Source organism: Reyranella sp. GW821-FHT14A01 (assembly GCF_058803965.1).
Genome location: NZ_JBXAPM010000007.1, coordinates 137,618 through 153,562, shown reverse-complemented (window position 1 = coordinate 153,562; position 15,945 = coordinate 137,618). Strand labels below are relative to the sequence as shown.

General features: G+C 64.3%; 14 protein-coding genes. 5 read left to right on the top strand and 9 right to left on the bottom strand.

Annotated elements, in window-relative coordinates; genetic code table 11:
• Nucleotides 1–10: 10 nt before the first annotated feature.
• Entirely contained in the window at nt 11–1,282 is a 1,272-nt protein-coding gene (locus AC1ROX_RS13925) for a hypothetical protein (protein ID WP_493126491.1), read from the bottom strand.
• Between the two features lie 493 nt (nt 1,283–1,775).
• Between AC1ROX_RS13925 and htpG the strand changes: the two genes are divergently transcribed.
• From htpG to AC1ROX_RS13910, 3 genes are all read left to right on the top strand, one after another.
• Nucleotides 1,776–3,680 carry a molecular chaperone HtpG gene (gene htpG / locus AC1ROX_RS13920; protein WP_493126489.1) on the top strand — a complete coding sequence of 635 codons (1,905 nt, stop codon included), beginning with the start codon at nt 1,776–1,778 and terminating at the stop codon, nt 3,678–3,680.
• A gap of 128 nt (nt 3,681–3,808) precedes the next feature.
• Nucleotides 3,809–4,798 (top strand): Bug family tripartite tricarboxylate transporter substrate binding protein, encoded by a 990-nt coding sequence (locus tag AC1ROX_RS13915; protein ID WP_493126487.1) that lies wholly within the window; start codon nt 3,809–3,811, stop codon nt 4,796–4,798.
• Nucleotides 4,799–4,808: 10 nt separating this feature from the next.
• The gene (locus AC1ROX_RS13910) at nt 4,809–5,894 is read left to right on the top strand and encodes an amidohydrolase family protein (RefSeq protein ID WP_493126485.1); all 1,086 of its coding nucleotides are present in this window, start codon (nt 4,809–4,811) and stop codon (nt 5,892–5,894) included.
• 15 nt (nt 5,895–5,909) lie between these two features.
• Here AC1ROX_RS13910 and AC1ROX_RS13905 read toward each other — a convergent pair whose 3' ends face one another.
• From AC1ROX_RS13905 to AC1ROX_RS13890, 4 genes are all read right to left on the bottom strand, one after another.
• Complete coding sequence (locus AC1ROX_RS13905) at nt 5,910–6,893, bottom strand: Bug family tripartite tricarboxylate transporter substrate binding protein (protein WP_493126483.1); 984 nt, start codon at nt 6,891–6,893, stop codon at nt 5,910–5,912.
• A 225-nt stretch (nt 6,894–7,118) separates the two neighbouring features.
• Nucleotides 7,119–7,916, bottom strand: coding sequence for a MetQ/NlpA family ABC transporter substrate-binding protein (locus AC1ROX_RS13900; protein WP_493126481.1), 798 nt, complete (start codon nt 7,914–7,916; stop codon nt 7,119–7,121).
• A gap of 41 nt (nt 7,917–7,957) precedes the next feature.
• Nucleotides 7,958–8,734: a MetQ/NlpA family ABC transporter substrate-binding protein gene (locus tag AC1ROX_RS13895; RefSeq protein WP_493126734.1), complete on the bottom strand. Its 777-nt coding sequence runs from the start codon at nt 8,732–8,734 to the stop codon at nt 7,958–7,960.
• 59 nt (nt 8,735–8,793) lie between these two features.
• Nucleotides 8,794–9,621, bottom strand: coding sequence for a TauD/TfdA dioxygenase family protein (locus AC1ROX_RS13890; RefSeq protein WP_493126479.1), 828 nt, complete (start codon nt 9,619–9,621; stop codon nt 8,794–8,796).
• Nucleotides 9,622–9,924: 303 nt separating this feature from the next.
• On the opposite strand from AC1ROX_RS13890, the gene AC1ROX_RS13885 reads away from it, so the two are divergent.
• Both AC1ROX_RS13885 and AC1ROX_RS13880 read left to right on the top strand, forming a co-directional pair.
• Complete coding sequence (locus AC1ROX_RS13885; RefSeq protein ID WP_493126477.1) at nt 9,925–10,848, top strand: sulfurtransferase; 924 nt, start codon at nt 9,925–9,927, stop codon at nt 10,846–10,848.
• 62 nt (nt 10,849–10,910) lie between these two features.
• Nucleotides 10,911–12,101, top strand: coding sequence for a YeeE/YedE family protein (locus AC1ROX_RS13880; RefSeq protein ID WP_493126475.1), 1,191 nt, complete (start codon nt 10,911–10,913; stop codon nt 12,099–12,101).
• On the opposite strand, the gene AC1ROX_RS13875 is transcribed toward AC1ROX_RS13880, so the two are convergent.
• The 4 genes from AC1ROX_RS13875 to AC1ROX_RS13860 all read right to left on the bottom strand — a co-directional run bounded on the left by AC1ROX_RS13875 (nt 12,085) and on the right by AC1ROX_RS13860 (nt 15,863).
• Nucleotides 12,085–13,155 (bottom strand): LLM class flavin-dependent oxidoreductase, encoded by a 1,071-nt coding sequence (locus AC1ROX_RS13875; RefSeq protein ID WP_493126473.1) that lies wholly within the window; start codon nt 13,153–13,155, stop codon nt 12,085–12,087. The genes AC1ROX_RS13880 and AC1ROX_RS13875 overlap by 17 nt on opposite strands.
• Before the next feature lie 114 nt (nt 13,156–13,269).
• Nucleotides 13,270–14,052 (bottom strand): MetQ/NlpA family ABC transporter substrate-binding protein, encoded by a 783-nt coding sequence (locus tag AC1ROX_RS13870; RefSeq protein ID WP_493126471.1) that lies wholly within the window; start codon nt 14,050–14,052, stop codon nt 13,270–13,272.
• 37 nt (nt 14,053–14,089) lie between these two features.
• Nucleotides 14,090–14,755 carry a methionine ABC transporter permease gene (locus AC1ROX_RS13865; protein ID WP_493126469.1) on the bottom strand — a complete coding sequence of 222 codons (666 nt, stop codon included), beginning with the start codon at nt 14,753–14,755 and terminating at the stop codon, nt 14,090–14,092.
• A complete protein-coding gene (locus AC1ROX_RS13860) occupies nt 14,745–15,863 on the bottom strand; it encodes a methionine ABC transporter ATP-binding protein (protein WP_493126733.1) in 1,119 nt (372 codons plus the stop codon). The genes AC1ROX_RS13865 and AC1ROX_RS13860 overlap by 11 nt, the downstream gene beginning before the upstream one ends.
• Nucleotides 15,864–15,945 lie beyond the last annotated feature (82 nt).

The window sequence follows — 15,945 nt, the reverse complement described above, 5'->3', positions numbered from 1 at the left end:
TTGCCACCTCTCAATGGATGGCCAAAGTAGCGGTCGCCGGGGGTGACGTATTTTCGATACAAAACCCCGTGTCCGCATGACAAGCGTAGAGTAAGCTCCAAGGAAATAGATCCGTCGCAAAACGCAGCTCGCGAAAGACCTGACCGAGCCGTTTCCCTTCGTGTAGATGAACTAAGAAGTCGATTGCGTATCGTTTGGCGACGGAGTTAGGAATCCTTGTTTCCGTGCCAATGTAGCCGTGAAAGCCCGTCCTGTGCGTCGCTTCCAGGAATGATGTGCTAAGAGTGCCTTTGGCGGTGTTGCATCCATTCAAAAAGAAGATGGTGGCCGACTTTACGTTCTTCTTTTCCCCAAGAATTTGGATGAGGTTGCTAGCGGTACAGCAATAAGTTCGATCGTTTTCAGACGCTTCATCCTTCAAAAGGATATGCTTCCCGTCAGAATGCCCGAAAATGTAGAGGAGGCTATCTAGATTTGCGATTTGCTTCCAACGCTTCTTCCACCTGTCGAAGTCATAGACCACGCTATTGGGCTCAGATAGCAGACGGTCTAAATCTTCCTTGCGACGCACTCCAAGCGCGTTGACATTGTCAATTGCTCGGTAAGAGGCTCGATGAAGTGCATAAAGTGAATAAAAGCTTGACGGAGCAACTTTCCTGGGTCGTGGAAAGGTTGAATAACGAACCGTTACTGAAAAGCGCTCCAACAGGAAGTCCTTCCATTCGATCTTCCAAAGGTCCGTGTAATCTTCGGGTCGGTGCGTCTCCTCATCGCCGGAATGTTCTTGCTTCGCATCATCAGATTGCTCAGCCTCCTGATTATCATCGTCACCGCCGAAATACAGGAAGCCCCAGGGAATGGGGGCCGCGGTGCTGCATCTCACCTCGAAGGGATGTCCCGCTGCCAATATCTCTAGGAATTCGTCCATGCGCCCCATAGGGTCGCCGGTGGCCCCACCTGGAGCGTGCTCATCGCGCTTGAACAAATGATCATACAGTTCACGCGACAAGCCTTTTAGTTGTCTCATCCGCGAACGAAACAGTTTTCGTACATCTGGCAGTGCGTCCTCTAAACGCGCATGCAGCAAGGTCTCTTGAAGAGACAGATCACTGAGCTCCGCTAAGAGCTTGCGCAATGCCGTCGCCGAAGAGAGCACATTATCCAGATTGGCGTTGAAGGGCTTGTCCACAAACCCATTGTCGGGGTCGGTGTCCTGAAACCTTAGCTTTAATACGGACCCCTCAGGGCCATCGTGCCTTCCAACGGTCAATACAATCGGCATGCCTGTCTCCCGCGAGCTATGCCTGCTAGTGTAACTTTTTATTGATGCAACCAAATATGTCAATAATCATAAGTGGGTAATCTTATAATTGTGCACGCGGGTATTGTGTGGTTGTTTAAAAATGCAACGATTTATACGCTTTATATGATTTTCTTTAAGCTAGCTCTTATGCTTCTGGGGCTAATGTCCCAATTCGCGTATGTAGAGTACGCTCGCGCTGTATCGCACTCCTGCTGGGCGACTTGGCATGGCGGCGCCGTTCAGGACCTATGGTGTGGCGCCGCAGCGCGATGGTGTGGTCCCGAGCCTCGCCGCCACATCGCCGACGCGACATCGCTTTACCTCCACTACGAGGGCGAGGTCTCCGGCTATGACAATGCGCCTTCACCACCGGTTTCGGCATGACCTGGTAGAGGGGCATCCGGCCCTTGCCGTCCGCGGCGCTTTTCCTATATCCCTCGCCGGAAAATCCATCGCGAGGGATTGAAGCGCAATGAACGGCGACGGTTCGGCGGCCCAGGGCGGCCCGGAGAAGCACCAGTTCCAGGCCGAGGTGGCCGAGCTCCTCAACCTGATGATCCACTCGGTCTATTCCGAGACCGACGTCTTCCTGCGCGAGCTGGTGTCGAACGCCTCCGACGCCTGCGACAAGGTCCGTTACGAGGCCATCGCCCGGCCGGAACTGCTGGCCGGCGACGAGCGGCTGGCCATCCGGATCAAGCCCGACGCCGAGGCCAGGACGCTCACCATCGCCGACAACGGCATCGGCATGGACCGGCAGGAGCTTGTCGACAATCTCGGCACGCTGGCCCGCTCAGGCACCAAGGCCTTCCTGCAGGGGCTGAAGGACGCCAGGGACGGGCTGGGCCTGATCGGCCAGTTCGGCGTGGGCTTCTACGCGGCGTTCATGGTGGCCGATCGCATCGAGGTGACGAGCCGTCGCGCCGGTGCGGCCGAGGCCTGGACCTGGACGTCGGCGAGCGGGGCCGGCTTCGAGGTCGCGCCGGCCACGGAAGAGCAGGCGGCGCGCGTGACGCGCGGCACCGAGATCGTGCTGCATCTCAAGGAAGACGCCGTCCGCTACCTCCAGCCCTATGAGCTGGAGCGGATCGTGCGGACCTATTCCGACCACGTCCTGTTCCCGATCGAGCTGATCGACGACAAGGGCGAGGCGCGTCAGGTCAACGCGGCGAGCGCGCTGTGGCAGCGCTCCAAGTCCGAGGTGACGCCGGAGGACTACACGCAGGCCTATCGCTCGATCGCCATGGCCTTCGACGAGCCGGCCCTGACGCTCCACTACAAGGTCGAGGGACGGCAGTCCTATGCGGTGCTGCTGTTCGTGCCCAGCACGCCGCCGTTCGATCTCGGCGATCCGGCGCGCAAGGGGCGGGTGAAGCTCTATGTCCGCCGCGTCTACATCACCGACGATGCCGAGCTGTTGCCCGCTTACCTGCGCTTCGTGCGGGGCGTCGTCGACAGCGAGGACCTGCCGCTCAACCTGTCGCGCGAGATGCTGCAGAACAACCCGCAGGTCCGCCAGATCCGCAACGGCCTGGTCGGCCGCGTCCTGTCGGAGCTGGAAAGCACCGCCACGAAGGATGCGGATGCCTTCGCAAAGATCTGGGAGACCTTCGGTTCGATCCTGAAAGAGGGACTCTACGAGGACCAGGAGCGGCGGGCACAGCTGCTGGGCCTCGCGCGCTTCGCCTCGACCGCCGGCGACAAGCCGCACTCGATCAAGGAATACGTGGCCGACCTGAAGCCGAACCAGACCGAGATCTACTATCTCGTCGGCGACAGCCTGGATCGGTTGAAGTCCAATCCGAAGCTCGAGGCCGCGAAGGCGCGCGGCGTCGAGGTCCTGCTGCTGACCGATCCGGTCGATGCCTTCTGGACGACCCTGCCGCAGGAGTTCGAGGGCAAGCCGCTCAAGTCGCTGAGCCAGGGCGACGTCGATTTCGGCCTGATCCCGCTCGCCGATGCGGAGAAGGCGAAGGAGGCCGATGCGGATGCCGGCGACGATGCGTCCGTGCTCGCGGCCGCGAAGGACGTGCTGGGCGACAAGGTTGCCGACGTGAAGGCCTCGACGCGACTGACCGACAGTGCCTCGTGCCTGGTGGCGAGCGCGCAGGGAAGGGACCGCGAATTGGAGCGCCTGCTCGAACGCCAGAACCGCGGCAGCGGCGCCAGGCCCATCCTCGAGCTCAACATGAAGCATGCGATGGTCAAGGCGCTGGGCACGGCGAAGAAGGAAGACCGTGCGCAGGACGTCGACGATCTCGCCAACCTGCTGCTCGACGAGGCCTGCATCCTCGACGGCGAAATCCCGTCCGATCCCGCCGCCTTCGCGCGCCGTCTCAACGACTATGTCGTGCGGGCGTTGAGGGGAAATGCGTAGCGAGCCGGCATAAGACTTTTCGTTTCGGCGTGCAGTGGATCGACGCCGATTGCCCTTGTCGAGCAAAGCGCCGTGCCTGAAGGCTTCCGTCACAGTCGACAAGAACTGCCTGTGACGGAGGAAGCATAGTGTCTGCAAACGGGATCATTCGGCGCCGTACTTTCCTGGGTGCCGCTGCGGCCGCGGGCACGCTGGCCGCGCCGGCGATCGGTCGCGCCCAGGCCTGGCCGAACAAGCCGGTGCGTGTCGTCAACGCCTACAGCGCCGGTGGAACCGCCGACGTCGTCTGCCGCATCTACTGCCAGGCGCTGGGCGAGAAGTTCGGCCAGAGCTTCACCGTCGACAACAAGCCGGGTGCGGCCGGTACCATCGCCGCCCAGATCGTGGCGCGCGCGCCCAACGACGGCTACACGCTGCTCTACGACGCCACCGCGCAGTCGGTGAACCCGTCGCTGTTCGCGGGCAAGCTCCCCTACGACACGCAGCGCGACCTCGTGCCGATCGTCCAGACGCTGCTGACGCCGGTCACACTGGTGCGCAACGCGCAGTTCGAGGCCAAGACTGTCCCTGAGCTGATCGCGCTCGCGAAGAGCAAGCCGGGCACACTCGACTGCGCCTCCACCGGCGTCGGCACGGTGCAGCATGTCTCGCTCGAGCTGCTGAACCAGAAGGCCGGCATCAAGATCAATCACGTGCCCTACAAGGAGATGGGCTCGGTCCGGAACGACCTGTTCGCCGGCCGTATCCCGCTTCTGTTCAACAACGTGCCCGGCACCGTGGCGCTGCTGACCTCGAAGGACGTGACCTGCATGGCGCATACCGGTCCCAAGCCGGTCGAGGTGCTGCCGGGTGTCCCCTCCATTGCGGAGGTCATTCCGGGTTTCGAGACCTGGGAATGGAACGGCCTGTTCGCGCCGGCCGGCACCGATGCCGGCCTGATCTCGCGCCTCAATACCGAGGTCAATGCTCTCATGAAGGCGGAGGCCGTGGCCAAGCGGCTCGCCGAGCTGGGCGCGCTGACACAGGCCAACACGGTCGCCGAATTCGTGGCCTTCCGCGAGAAGCAGATCGCCTTCTTCGCCGAGATGGTGAAGAGCGCCGACATCCGCATCGAGTAGGGAGCAAGCGATGGCCGAGAATGATCCGCTGCTGGGACACGGTCGCCAGATCATCGTGCGCGAGGATTGGCTCAGCCTGACCGAGGAGCCGATCCTCGAGCCGGGCCTGCCGATCGTCGATCCGCATCACCATCTCTGGGAGCGCGACGGCGGGCATTCCTATCTGCTGCCGCAGCTCCTGGCCGATACGGCAAGCGGCCACGACATCCGCGCGACCATCTTCGTCCAGTGTGGCGAGATGTATCGCGCGGGCGTACCCGCCGAGGAGCAGTCGCTCGGCGAGACGGAGTTCGTGACCGGCGCGGCCGCCGTCAGCGCGAGCGGCCGGCATGGGCCGACGCGCGCCTGCGCGGGCATCATCGGCATGGTCGACCTCACTTTGGGCGACAAGGTCGAGGCACTACTCGAAAAGCATCGCACCATCGCCGGCGGCCGCTTCTGCGGCATCCGCAACCGCACCGCCTGGCATCCGTCGCCCGACGTCACGTCGAACCTGGTCATGAAGCCGCCGGGACCGCTGGAGCATCCGTCCTTCGCCGACGGCGCGCGGCGGCTCGCGAAGCAGGGGCTGCCGCTCGACGTCTGGGGCTATCACACGCAGCTTCTGCACGTCGTGAAGCTGGCGAAGGCCGTGCCGGAACTGACCATCGTCGTCGACCATGTTGGCGGTCCGTTGGGCATCGGGCCGTTCCGCGGCAAGCAGGCCGAGGTCTATCCCGAGTGGAAGCAGCGCATGATGGAGCTGGCGGCGCTGCCCAACGTTCGGGTGAAGCTGGGCGGTCTCACCATGTTCGTGAACGGCTTCGACTTCCACAAGAACGCGAAGCCGCCGGGCTCGGAAGAGCTGGCGAAGACCTGGGCCCCCTACATCGAGCCCTGCATCGAGGCGTTCGGCGTCGACCGCTGCATGTTCGAAAGCAACTTCCCGGTCGACAAGGGCCAGTGCAGCTACCCGGTCCTGTGGAATGCCTTCAAGCGCCTGACGGCAAGAGCCGGCGCGGCCGAGAAGACGGCGCTCTACAGCGGCACTGCGATGCGCACCTACGGCCTCGACCGCCTGCCCGCCGCATTGGCCGTCGATCTCCAGGCAAGGTAGCGCCTGGGCCGCGCATCAGTCGGCGGTGATCTTCGCGGCCTCGATGATCCGGCGGTTCGTGTCGCTTTCCTTCTTCAGGCTCGCGACGATTTCGTCGGGTGTCAGCACGAGCGGCCGCAAGCCGATCGCGTTGAGCGAAGCGATGGTGGGCGGGTCCGACAGGATTTCCGCGAAGACCTCGTTCAGCCGTGCCAGGACGGGTGCCGGGGTCGCCGCCGGCGCGACGGCGACGAAGCCGCTGCTCAATTCCCAGTCGGGAATACCGGCCTCGGCGATGCTGGGAACGCCGGGCAGGTCGTCACGGAGATCGTTCCCGGAAACCGCGAGCCCACGCAATTGTCCCGAACGGACCAGCGGCGCGGTGATGGGATCGATGACCACCTGAACGAGGCCGGCGGTCGCATCCTTCGCGGCAGCCGCGCTGCCGCGATAGGGCACGTGCACCATGTCGATCTCGGCGCGGAGCTTGAGGTATTCCCCCGCGAGATGTCCGCCGGAGCCGTTTCCGGCCGAGCCGAAATTGAGCTTCCCGGGATTTGCCTTCGCGTAGGCGATCAGCTCCTGCAGTGTCTTGACGGGCAGGGAGGGGTGGATGGCGAAGACGGAGCGGGACGCGCCGACATAGCCGACCGGCCTGAAGTCGCGGCACGGCTCGTACCCTGTCCGGACCAGATGCGGTGCGATCGTGAGGTTGCCGGTCGAGGCATTGAGCAGCGTGTGCCCGTCCGGCTTCGACTTGGCGACGAATTCGGCGCCGATCGATCCGCCACCGCCCGACTTGTTGTCGACGACGATCGTCTGGCCAAGCTTCTCGCCGAGCTTGCGCGCAACGATGCGGCCGGAATTGTCGTTGGTGGCGCCGGGCGGGAAAGGCACGACGTAGGAGATGGGGCGTCCCGGATAGGTCTCGGCCCGCAGTTGAAGCGGCAGCGCCGTTGTCGCGAGTGCGGCGGCGCTGGCGCCGAGAAAGTGACGCCGTGTTGCGTTGCTGCCCGTCATACTCAACTCCTACGCATGGTGAACGCGCAACGTCCCGGGATGACTCCGAACCGGTGGCCTTGCGAGCCAAGCGTGGCAGTGCGTGCCGGGCCCATAAATCGAATCTTCGCATCGATGATTCTGCGAAGAGGGGATCGCTACATCGCCTCGTTCGTTTGCGATGGAAGAATAATCTTCGTTGCACTTTTCATGGGCAGGGTTCGGCAGATCCCGACCTGCCATTGCCTACCAGGTCGGAAGAATCGAGCCCTGGAACTTCTCCTCGATGAACTTCTTCACGGGCTCCGACCTGTACGTCGCGATGAAGCTGCGGATGGCGGGATCGTCCTTGCGGTCCTCCCGGGCGGCGAACACCAGCGTCCATTCGGAGTTCTTGCCCTCGACCAGCAAGGCGTCCTTCAGCTTGAGACCGGCGAGGCTCGCATAGTTGTTCGAGACGAAAGCCGCATCGAGGTCACTCAATGACCGTGCCAGTTGCGCGGCATCCAGCTCCACGAACTTCACCTTCTTGCGGTTCTCGACGATATCGAGGGCCGTGGCGGCGCTGCCGGCATCCGGCCGCAGCTTGATGAGGCCCGCCTGCTGGAACAGGAACAATGCCCGGGCGGCATTGGTCGGATCGTTGGGAATGCCGAGCTTTGCGCCCTCCGGCAGATCGGCGAAGCTCTTGTACTTGGACGAGAAGATGCCGCCCGGCACGACGATCGAGGGATCGAGCGCGACCAGCTTGTAGCCCCGGGCCTTCACCTGGTTTGCCAGATAGGGGCGATGCTGGAAGTTGTTGAGATCGATCTCGCGGGCGTCGAGGGCGGAGTTGGGCAGGTTCCAGTCGGTGAATTCGACGATCTCCACCTTGAGGCCATCCTTTGCGGAGAGGCGTGCCGCCTCGCGCAGGATGTCGCCGTAGGGGCCGGCCGAGACACCGACCTTCAGCACCTTGTCCTGCGCGAAGGTGCCGGCGCCGGGAAGGATCAGGCCCGGGAGAAGGGCGGCGGCAAGCAGAAACAGTCGGCGATCGATCATGGTGTACTCCGGGAACGCTAGTCGGGAAGGAGAGCGCGGCTTTACCAGGTGGCGATGTAGGTGCCGGCAAACCGCTTCTCGAGGAATGCCTTCACGGCCGGGGAGTGATAGGCCTCGATCAGCTTCTTGACCCAGGGCTTGTCCTTGTCCTCTTCGCGGACGGCGAGGATGTTCACCCAGGGACCTTCGAGGCTTTCGCGAGCGATCGCGTCCTTTGCCGGATTGAGCCCGGCCTGGACGGCATAGTTGTTGTTGATCGAGACCAGATCGACGTCCTGCAGGGAACGCGGCAGCTGCGCGGCATCGAGCTCGATGAAGCGAAGCTTCTTGGGATTGTCGACGATGTCGGCGACCGTGGCGGTCACCGTCTTGCCGTCCTTCAGCTTGATGAGGCCCTGCTCGGCCAGGATCAGCAGGCCGCGCGCGCCGTTCGACGGATCGTTGGCGATCGCTACCTGCGCGCCTTGCGGGAGGTCGGAGAGCTTCTTGTACTTGGCGGAATAGACGCCCTGCGGCGAGGCGATCGTCGTGGCGACCTTGACGATCTTCCAGTTGGTCTTGGAGAGCTGGTTCTTGAGGTAGGGCTCGTGCTGGAACGAATTCGCCTCGAGTTCCTTCTGCGCCAGCGCCTGGTTGGGCACGACGTAGTCGGTGAATTCGACCACCTTGATATCCAGCCCGCGGTCGGCTGCGACCGTGCGGACGATGTCGAGAATCTCGGCGTGCGGACCGGCGGTCACACCCACACGAATGGTCTCGGCAGCAGCGGCGGACGCCAGGCCGAGGGCGAGCGCGAGGACGGCGCCGCCAAGGCGCAAAGCTGGAAAATACACTGACGCAACTCCTGTGAAATGAAACTCGTGCCGAGCCCTCGGGCTCAGAACGGACGATCGCCCTTGATCGTCACCCGGTTCCCGGAACGAACCTGCGGGAAGTAATCCCACATCGCGATGTGCTGGACCGACCGGTTGTCCCAGAAGGCGATCGAATGGGGCTGCCAGTTGAAGCGCACCTGGAAGGCGGGCTTCGTGCTGTGCGCGAACAGCAGGTCGAGCACGGCGCGGCTCTCTTCGGATGACAGCTCGTTGATGTGCATCGTGAAATTCTCATTCACGAACAGGGCCTTGCGGCCTGTCACCGGATGGGTGCGCACCACCGGATGCACGGCCTGAGGGAAAACGCGCTGGCTGTCGTCGATGCCCAGGATCCTGTTGGTCCGGCGATACGAGCGATCGCCGGAATGGGTGGCCGTCAGGCCACTGAGGAATTCCTGGAAGGCGGGCGTGAGCGCATCGTAGGCGGCCGTCTGGCTGGCGAAGATCGTGTCACCGCCGACCGGTGGCACCGTGTGCAGGTGGAGGATACTGCCCATCGGCGGTTCGGCGTCGCAGGAGACGTCGGAATGCCAGTTCTCGCCGTTTATGCGCTTGGACTGGCCGTCGGCATGGATGGGCAGGATCTCGGGATGGCCTTCAGGGCCGGGCGTGTTGGGATGGATGTGCAGCTCGCCGAAATGCCGGCCAAGCCTCTTCTGCTGCTCCAGGTCGATCTTCTGGTCGCGGAAGAACAGAACCTGGTGCTCTGCCAGCGCGGCATGAAGCTCCTCGACCTGCCTGTTGCCGAGCGTGGCGGTCAGGTCGATGTTGGAGATCTCGGCACCGACGACCGGTGTGAGAGGCCTCACGTGAATGGTGTCGTAGGCCATCACTGAACTCCTGCCGAAACTGTTCTTCTCGTGAAATTCGTCATGGCCCAAGCGTGGGATCCGAGGGCTGTTTTCGTCAACGGAATGTCTCGGTCGCAGAATCCCGACGCTCCATCGGAAAATTTTGCCCGGCCAATCGATTGCAGCACGCGCTGCTCCAGCGGGTCCTCCTGCGCGCGCTCCGCCGGGCAGGAGAAGAATTTTCCAAACCTGCGGTTGCAATCGGTTGCTCGTTTCATTGCCTGTGCAATGCCGTCGACTTAGCCTCATCGATGCTCCCGTTAAGGGGAGGAGGAGAGAAAAATGAAGCTTTCACGCATTCTGGCCGCTGCGGCGGCCGTCGCTGTCGGTCTGCTCGGCCTGTCGAGCGCACAGGCCTCGGACGCGCTCGTCGCCACGGACTGGCTGCAGAAGAACCTGAATGACCCGAAGGTCCGGGTGATCGAGGTGAGCGTCAATCCGGGTGTCTTCGAGCGCGGCCACGTGCCGGGCGCCGCCAACTTCGTATGGCACACCGACCTGGCCGATCCGGTGCGCCGCGACATCGTCTCGAAGGACAATCTGCAGAAGCTGCTGCGCGAGGCGGGCGTCAACCAGGACAGCACCGTCGTGCTGTATGGCGACACCAACAACTGGTTCGCGGCCTGGGGTGCCTGGGTGTTCGACATCTACGGCGTGAAGAACGTGAAGCTGCTCGATGGCGGCCGCCGCAAGTGGGAGGCGGAGAAGCGCGAACTGTCCTCGCAAGCGCCTGCGGCGAAGCCCGGCAACGTCACGCTGGCCGACGCCAATCCGGCGCTGCGCGCGCGTCTCGTCGACGTGCTGGCCTCGGCGGAGAAGAAGTCCAATGCCAAGCTCGTCGATATCCGCTCGGCCGACGAATTCAACGGCAAGGTCATCGCGCCGGCCGGAATCCAGGAACTCGCCATCCGTGCGGGTCACGTGCCCGGCGCCGTCAATGTGCCGTGGGGCGAGGCCGTCGCCGCGGACGGCACCTTCAAGCCGGCCGCCGAGCTGAAGGCGCTCTATGCCGCCAAGGGCATCGACGGCACGACGCCGGTAATCACCTATTGCCGGATCGGCGAGCGGTCGAGCCACACCTGGTTCGCGCTGGTCAAGATCCTGGGCTACGACGTGAAGAACTACGATGGATCGTGGACGGAGTACGGCAACTCCGTCGGCGTGCCGATCGTCAACGTCGCCGGCACGGTCTGGACCGGCAAGTAAACCCGTCATCCGGACAATGAGAAGAGGGGCGCGCGGTTTCCGTGCGCCCTTTCTGTCTTGTCATGACCGTTGAAACGCCCAACCTCTCCCGCCTTCACGTCGCCGCCGCCCTCGTCACGGCGGCGCTCTTCTTCTGGCTCGTCCTGCAATTGCCGGAACGTGATCCTCTCGGCCGCTCGCTGCCCCTCTCGATGCTGCTGGGCGGCGCCTTCGGCATCCTGCTGCAGCGCTCGCGCTTCTGCTTCTATTGCATCGCGCGCGATTTCATCGAGCGCCGCGATCCGCGTGGCCTGCTGGGCATTCTTGTGGCGCTGGCCGTCGGTTTGCTCGGAACCTACGCCGTCTTCGGCGCCTGGATGCCGCAGCCCTCGACCACGCGGCTGCCTGCCGAGGCGCATATCGGCCCGGTCTCCTGGGTGCTGGCGTTGGGGGCGCTGGTGTTCGGCATCGGCATGACCGTGTCGGGGTCCTGCATCAGCGCCCATCTCTATCGCCTGGGCGAGGGCTCGCCGACCGCACCGTTTGCGCTGCTCGGATCGGCCGCGGGATTCGGGTTGGGCTTCCTGTCGTGGAACGACCTCTATCTCCGGGCCGTCCAGGAAGCGCCCGTGATCTGGCTGCCTCGGCTGCTGGGTTATGGCGGTTCGCTGGCACTGCAACTCGCGATACTCGCGGCGTTGGCACTTCTCCTCATGCGATACCGCGCGCCGGCGGAAACGCCCGTTCCCTCGCTGTTCGAAGCGGTCTTTCGCCGCCGCTGGCCCGCTTACGTCGGCGGTGCACTGGTCGGCGGGTTGGCGACGGTTGCCTATCTGCGGGTCGGCCCGCTCGGCGTCACGGCGGAGCTGGGCTCATGGTCGCGCACCGCGGCGGATGCCCTGGGCGTGTTGCCGAAGCGGCTCGAGGGCCTCGACACGTTCGCCGGCTGCGCGACGGCGATCAAGGAGACGGTGCTGTCGCGCAATGGCGTGTTTGTCGGCGGGCTCATCTTGGGCGCATTGGCGGCCGCGCTCCTGGCGGGGCAGTTCCAGCCGCGATGGCCGACGGTGAAAGATGCCGCGCGCGGGCTGGCCGGCGGCATACTGCTCGGGTGGGGCGCGATGGTATCGCTCGGCTGCACCGTCGGTGTGCTGCTCTCGGGCATCTTTGCCGGAGCGGCCTCGGGCTGGGTGTTCGCGATCTTCTGCTTCGCGGGTGTCCTGCTCGCGTCCCTGGCGGCGCGATACCTGTCGGGCTCTAGGCAGCGCTCCTGACGGCGGATACCAGCCGGTCGACCCGGGGACGGACCTCGTTTGCAAATCGCCGCATCTCGGCCTCAAAGGGCTGGAACTGCAGCATGAAGGTCTCGATGCCGAGCTCGGCGAAGTGCTGGATGCGCTGCGCGACCGTGTCGTAACTGCCGACGAGTCCGGCGGCCGTGCCGCCATTGCTGCCGAATGACGGCGTGCGGGACATGGTCTTGAACATTACCGCGTTGGGATCGGTCTTCGCAGCCATGGCCTGCCGCAGGGGAACGTCCTGCTTCTGGATCTCGAAGAGGTCCTGCAGCGCCTCTTCTGCCAGGGCATCCGTCTCGCGCGCCACGACGAAGGCGGACAGGCCGAAGCGGATCGGTCTGTCGGCGCGCGGCCGGGACTTCACCGCTTCGATCAGCCGACGCACGTCCTGCGGCGGCTGCCCATTGATGAACCAGACGTCGGCCGTGCCGGCCGCGAGGGCCTGACCCGCTTCGGATTCGCCGCCGGCATAGATGATCGGGCGCGGGCGATAACGACCGACCGGCCGGATCTGGTAGTCGCTCACCTGGAAGTGGCGGCCCGAGAAGGTGACTCGCTGGCCGTCGAGCAACGACCGGACGATCTCGATCCATTCGCGGCCGTAGGCATAGCGGTCGTCGTGATCGGCGAAGGCGATACCCGCGCGTTCGAACTCCGGCTTGAACCAGGCATTCACGAGGTTGATGGCGAAGCGGCCGCGGCTGATCTCCTCGATCTGGCTGGCCATCTTCGCCAGCACCACGGGGTGGAAGAGATACGGCTTGATCGCCGCGATGATCTCGATCCGGTCGGTCACGGCCGCCAGGCCGGCGCAGGCCGTCCAGGTCTCCAGCTGGTCGCGCTCGTCGTCGCGCGGATTGAGGATGTGCTGCGCAACCAGCGTGGACTCGAAGCCGAGCGTTTCGGCTTCCTGGACCAGGCGCTTGTTCCTTTCCCACGACGCATCGGGTGGATCGTCCGGGTGAAAGAACGATCCGGAGGCGCCGTAGACCTGCGTCCAGATGCCGAACCGCGGCCGGAGAGTGTCCATGCGAGCCGATCCTTTGCTGCCGATGCGGGCTGCCGCAAGCCTGTCGATGCTAGGCGCAGCGCCGGGAAGAGATGTCCTGAATTTCCCGGGATTTCGACGACATCTGATCGTCGATCACCACGCCGGGAGGACGGCGCCCTTGAACTTGGTCAGCACGAACTCCTTCACTTCGGGAGTCTGATAGCTCTCCACCAGGATCTTGACCCACGGCTTGTCCTTGTCGGCGGCGCGCACCGCCAGCAGGTTCACGTAGGGGCCTTTCGCGTCTTCCTTGAGGATCGGATCCTTGGTCGGATCGAGGCCGGCCTGTGTCGCGTAGTTGGTGTTGATTGCGGCGGCGGCGACGTCGTCGAGGGTGCGCGGCGTCTGTGCCGCTTCGACTTCGACGATCTTGAACTTGCGCGGGTTCTCGACGATGTCGGCGACGGTGGGCTTGTAGCCGACGCCCGGCTTCAGCTTGATCATGCCCTTGTCCTGCAGCAGCAGCAGCGAACGGCCGCCATTGGTCGGATCGTTCTGGATGGCGATCGTGCTGCCGTCCGGCACCTGGTCCCAGCTCTTGAATTTCTTGGAGTAGACGCCGAGCGGGAAATTGACGGTGAGTCCGACCGGTTCGATCTTGTACTTGCGATCGGCCTTCTGGTTGTCGAGGTAGGGCAGGTTCTGGAAGGAATTGGCCTGCAGCTCGCCGGCGTCGAGGGCGGCGTTCGGCACGACATAGTCGGAGAACTCGACGATCTCGATGTCCAGTCCCTTCTTGGCGGCGATCGGCTTCACCGCTTCGAGGATCTGGGCGTGAGGACCAGGCGTCACGCCGATCTTGATCTTCTCCGCCGATGCCGTGCCGGCAAGAAGCAGGGACGCCGCGAGGGCGAGACTGAAAGTACGCAACGACATGATGGTCTCCGTGGCTGGTTGAGAGAGGAACGAGGGATCAGTGGCGGCGCGTGCGCTTGTCGAGGCGGCGGGCGAGGGCATCGCCGGCGCTCTGGACGCCCTGCACGAGAACGATCAGGACGACCACCACGGCCGCCATGACGTCGGGCATAAAGCGCTGGTAGCCGTAGCGGATGCCGAGATCGCCGAGGCCGCCGCCGCCGACGGCGCCGACCATCGCGGAGTATCCGAGCAGGCTGACGACGGCCAAGGTCAGCGCCAGCGCGATCGCGGGGCGCGCCTCGGGCAACAGCACCTTGACCACGATCTGCAGCGGGCTCGCGCCCATGGCACGGGCCGCTTCGATCAGGCCGTGATCCAGCTCGCGGATCGCGGCCTCGACCAGGCGCGCGATGAACGGCGCCGAGGCGACCGTGAGCGGCACGATCGCCGCGTTGGTGCCGATCGACGTGCCCGCGACGAGGCGCGTGAAGGGGATGATGGCCACGACCAGGATGATGAAAGGCGTCGAGCGCGTCGCGTTCACGACCAGTCCCAGCACGCGGTTGAGCCAGGGAGCGGCGAACAATTCGCCTTGCCGGCTGGTTGCCAGGAACACGCCCAGCGGCAATCCGATGATCGTGCCGAGCGCGCCGGCGATGCCGACCATGAGCAGCGTAGCGAGCGTGGCATCGGCGATGAGACGGAGGATTTCAGGCGACATGACCCAGCACCTCTGCACGCAGATCGTTCGCCCTGAAATTCTCGAGTACGGCCTGAACGGTGGGTGGATCGCCCGGAACGGTGATGGCGAGCGTTCCGAAGGGACGGCCGCCGATCGAGTCGATCTGGCCGTGCAACAAGCCGACATTGATCGACAGGGTACGGGAGAGGCGGCTCACGACGCGATCGCCGGGCTGATCGCCGGTCCAGGTCACCCGCAGAACCGCGCGGCACCCGGCGAAGGGATCGGCACGCAGCCGGTTCTGGAGATCCTGCGGGATCTTCGAGCCGGTGACCGAGCCCACGAAGGAGCGCGTCGTCGGATGGTGCGGATGGGCGAAGATGTCGAACGTCGGTCCCTGTTCGACCACCCGGCCGGCATCGAGGACGACCACCTGGTCGGCGATGTTCTTCACCACCGCCATCTCATGGGTGATCAGCAGCACGGTGAGGTCGAGTTCCCGGTTGATGCGCTTCAGCAACTCCAGGATCTGGGTGGTCGTCTCGGGATCGAGAGCGGACGTCGCTTCGTCCGAAAGCAGGACCTTCGGGCTGGTCGCCAGGGCACGGGCGACCCCCACACGCTGCTTCTGCCCGCCGGACAGTTCGGCCGGATAGCGGTCGCGCTTGTCGGCGAGACCGACGAGATCGAGCAGCAGGCCGACCCGTTCGGCGATCTCATGCGAGGGCCGGCCGGCGATCTCCAGCGGCAGCGCCACATTGCCGAAGGCGGTGCGCGACGACAGGAGGTTGAAGTGCTGGAAGATCATGCCGATCGAGCGGCGCGCGGCTCGCAGCCCGCGCTCGTCGAGTGACGAGATCGTCGTGCCGTCGACGATGACCTTCCCCGAGCTGGGTTTTTCGAGTCCGTTGACCAGGCGGATCAGCGTCGACTTGCCCGCACCGCTGCGGCCGATGACGCCCGCGATGGTACCCTGCGCGATCGAGAGCGAGACACCATCGAGGGCACTGACAGCGGCGGAAGCCTTGCGCGCCGGATAGGTCTTGCGGACATCCTCGAGGGAGACGATTGCACTCGCGGCGCTATCGGCAAGTGCCGACGACGCCTGGCTTTGCAGGGAAAGGTCGCGCGGAGGGGCGGTAACGATCGTCACGAAGGGGCTCCAGGCCGATGGCGAAGGGCGTCGGAAGAAGTCGGAAGGTTTCCAGAAGAGGAACGGCGGCGCGTTC

Coding starts and splice junctions, on each gene's coding strand:
- AC1ROX_RS13925 (WP_493126491.1), bottom strand. CDS start 1,282: ATGCCGATTGTATTGACCGTTGGAAGGCACGATGGCCCTGAGGGGTCC.
- htpG (WP_493126489.1), top strand. CDS start 1,776: ATGAACGGCGACGGTTCGGCGGCCCAGGGCGGCCCGGAGAAGCACCAG.
- AC1ROX_RS13910 (WP_493126485.1), top strand. CDS start 4,809: ATGGCCGAGAATGATCCGCTGCTGGGACACGGTCGCCAGATCATCGTG.
- AC1ROX_RS13905 (WP_493126483.1), bottom strand. CDS start 6,893: ATGACGGGCAGCAACGCAACACGGCGTCACTTTCTCGGCGCCAGCGCC.
- AC1ROX_RS13900 (WP_493126481.1), bottom strand. CDS start 7,916: ATGATCGATCGCCGACTGTTTCTGCTTGCCGCCGCCCTTCTCCCGGGC.
- AC1ROX_RS13890 (WP_493126479.1), bottom strand. CDS start 9,621: ATGGCCTACGACACCATTCACGTGAGGCCTCTCACACCGGTCGTCGGT.
- AC1ROX_RS13885 (WP_493126477.1), top strand. CDS start 9,925: ATGAAGCTTTCACGCATTCTGGCCGCTGCGGCGGCCGTCGCTGTCGGT.
- AC1ROX_RS13880 (WP_493126475.1), top strand. CDS start 10,911: ATGACCGTTGAAACGCCCAACCTCTCCCGCCTTCACGTCGCCGCCGCC.
- AC1ROX_RS13875 (WP_493126473.1), bottom strand. CDS start 13,155: ATGGACACTCTCCGGCCGCGGTTCGGCATCTGGACGCAGGTCTACGGC.
- AC1ROX_RS13870 (WP_493126471.1), bottom strand. CDS start 14,052: ATGTCGTTGCGTACTTTCAGTCTCGCCCTCGCGGCGTCCCTGCTTCTT.
- AC1ROX_RS13865 (WP_493126469.1), bottom strand. CDS start 14,755: ATGTCGCCTGAAATCCTCCGTCTCATCGCCGATGCCACGCTCGCTACG.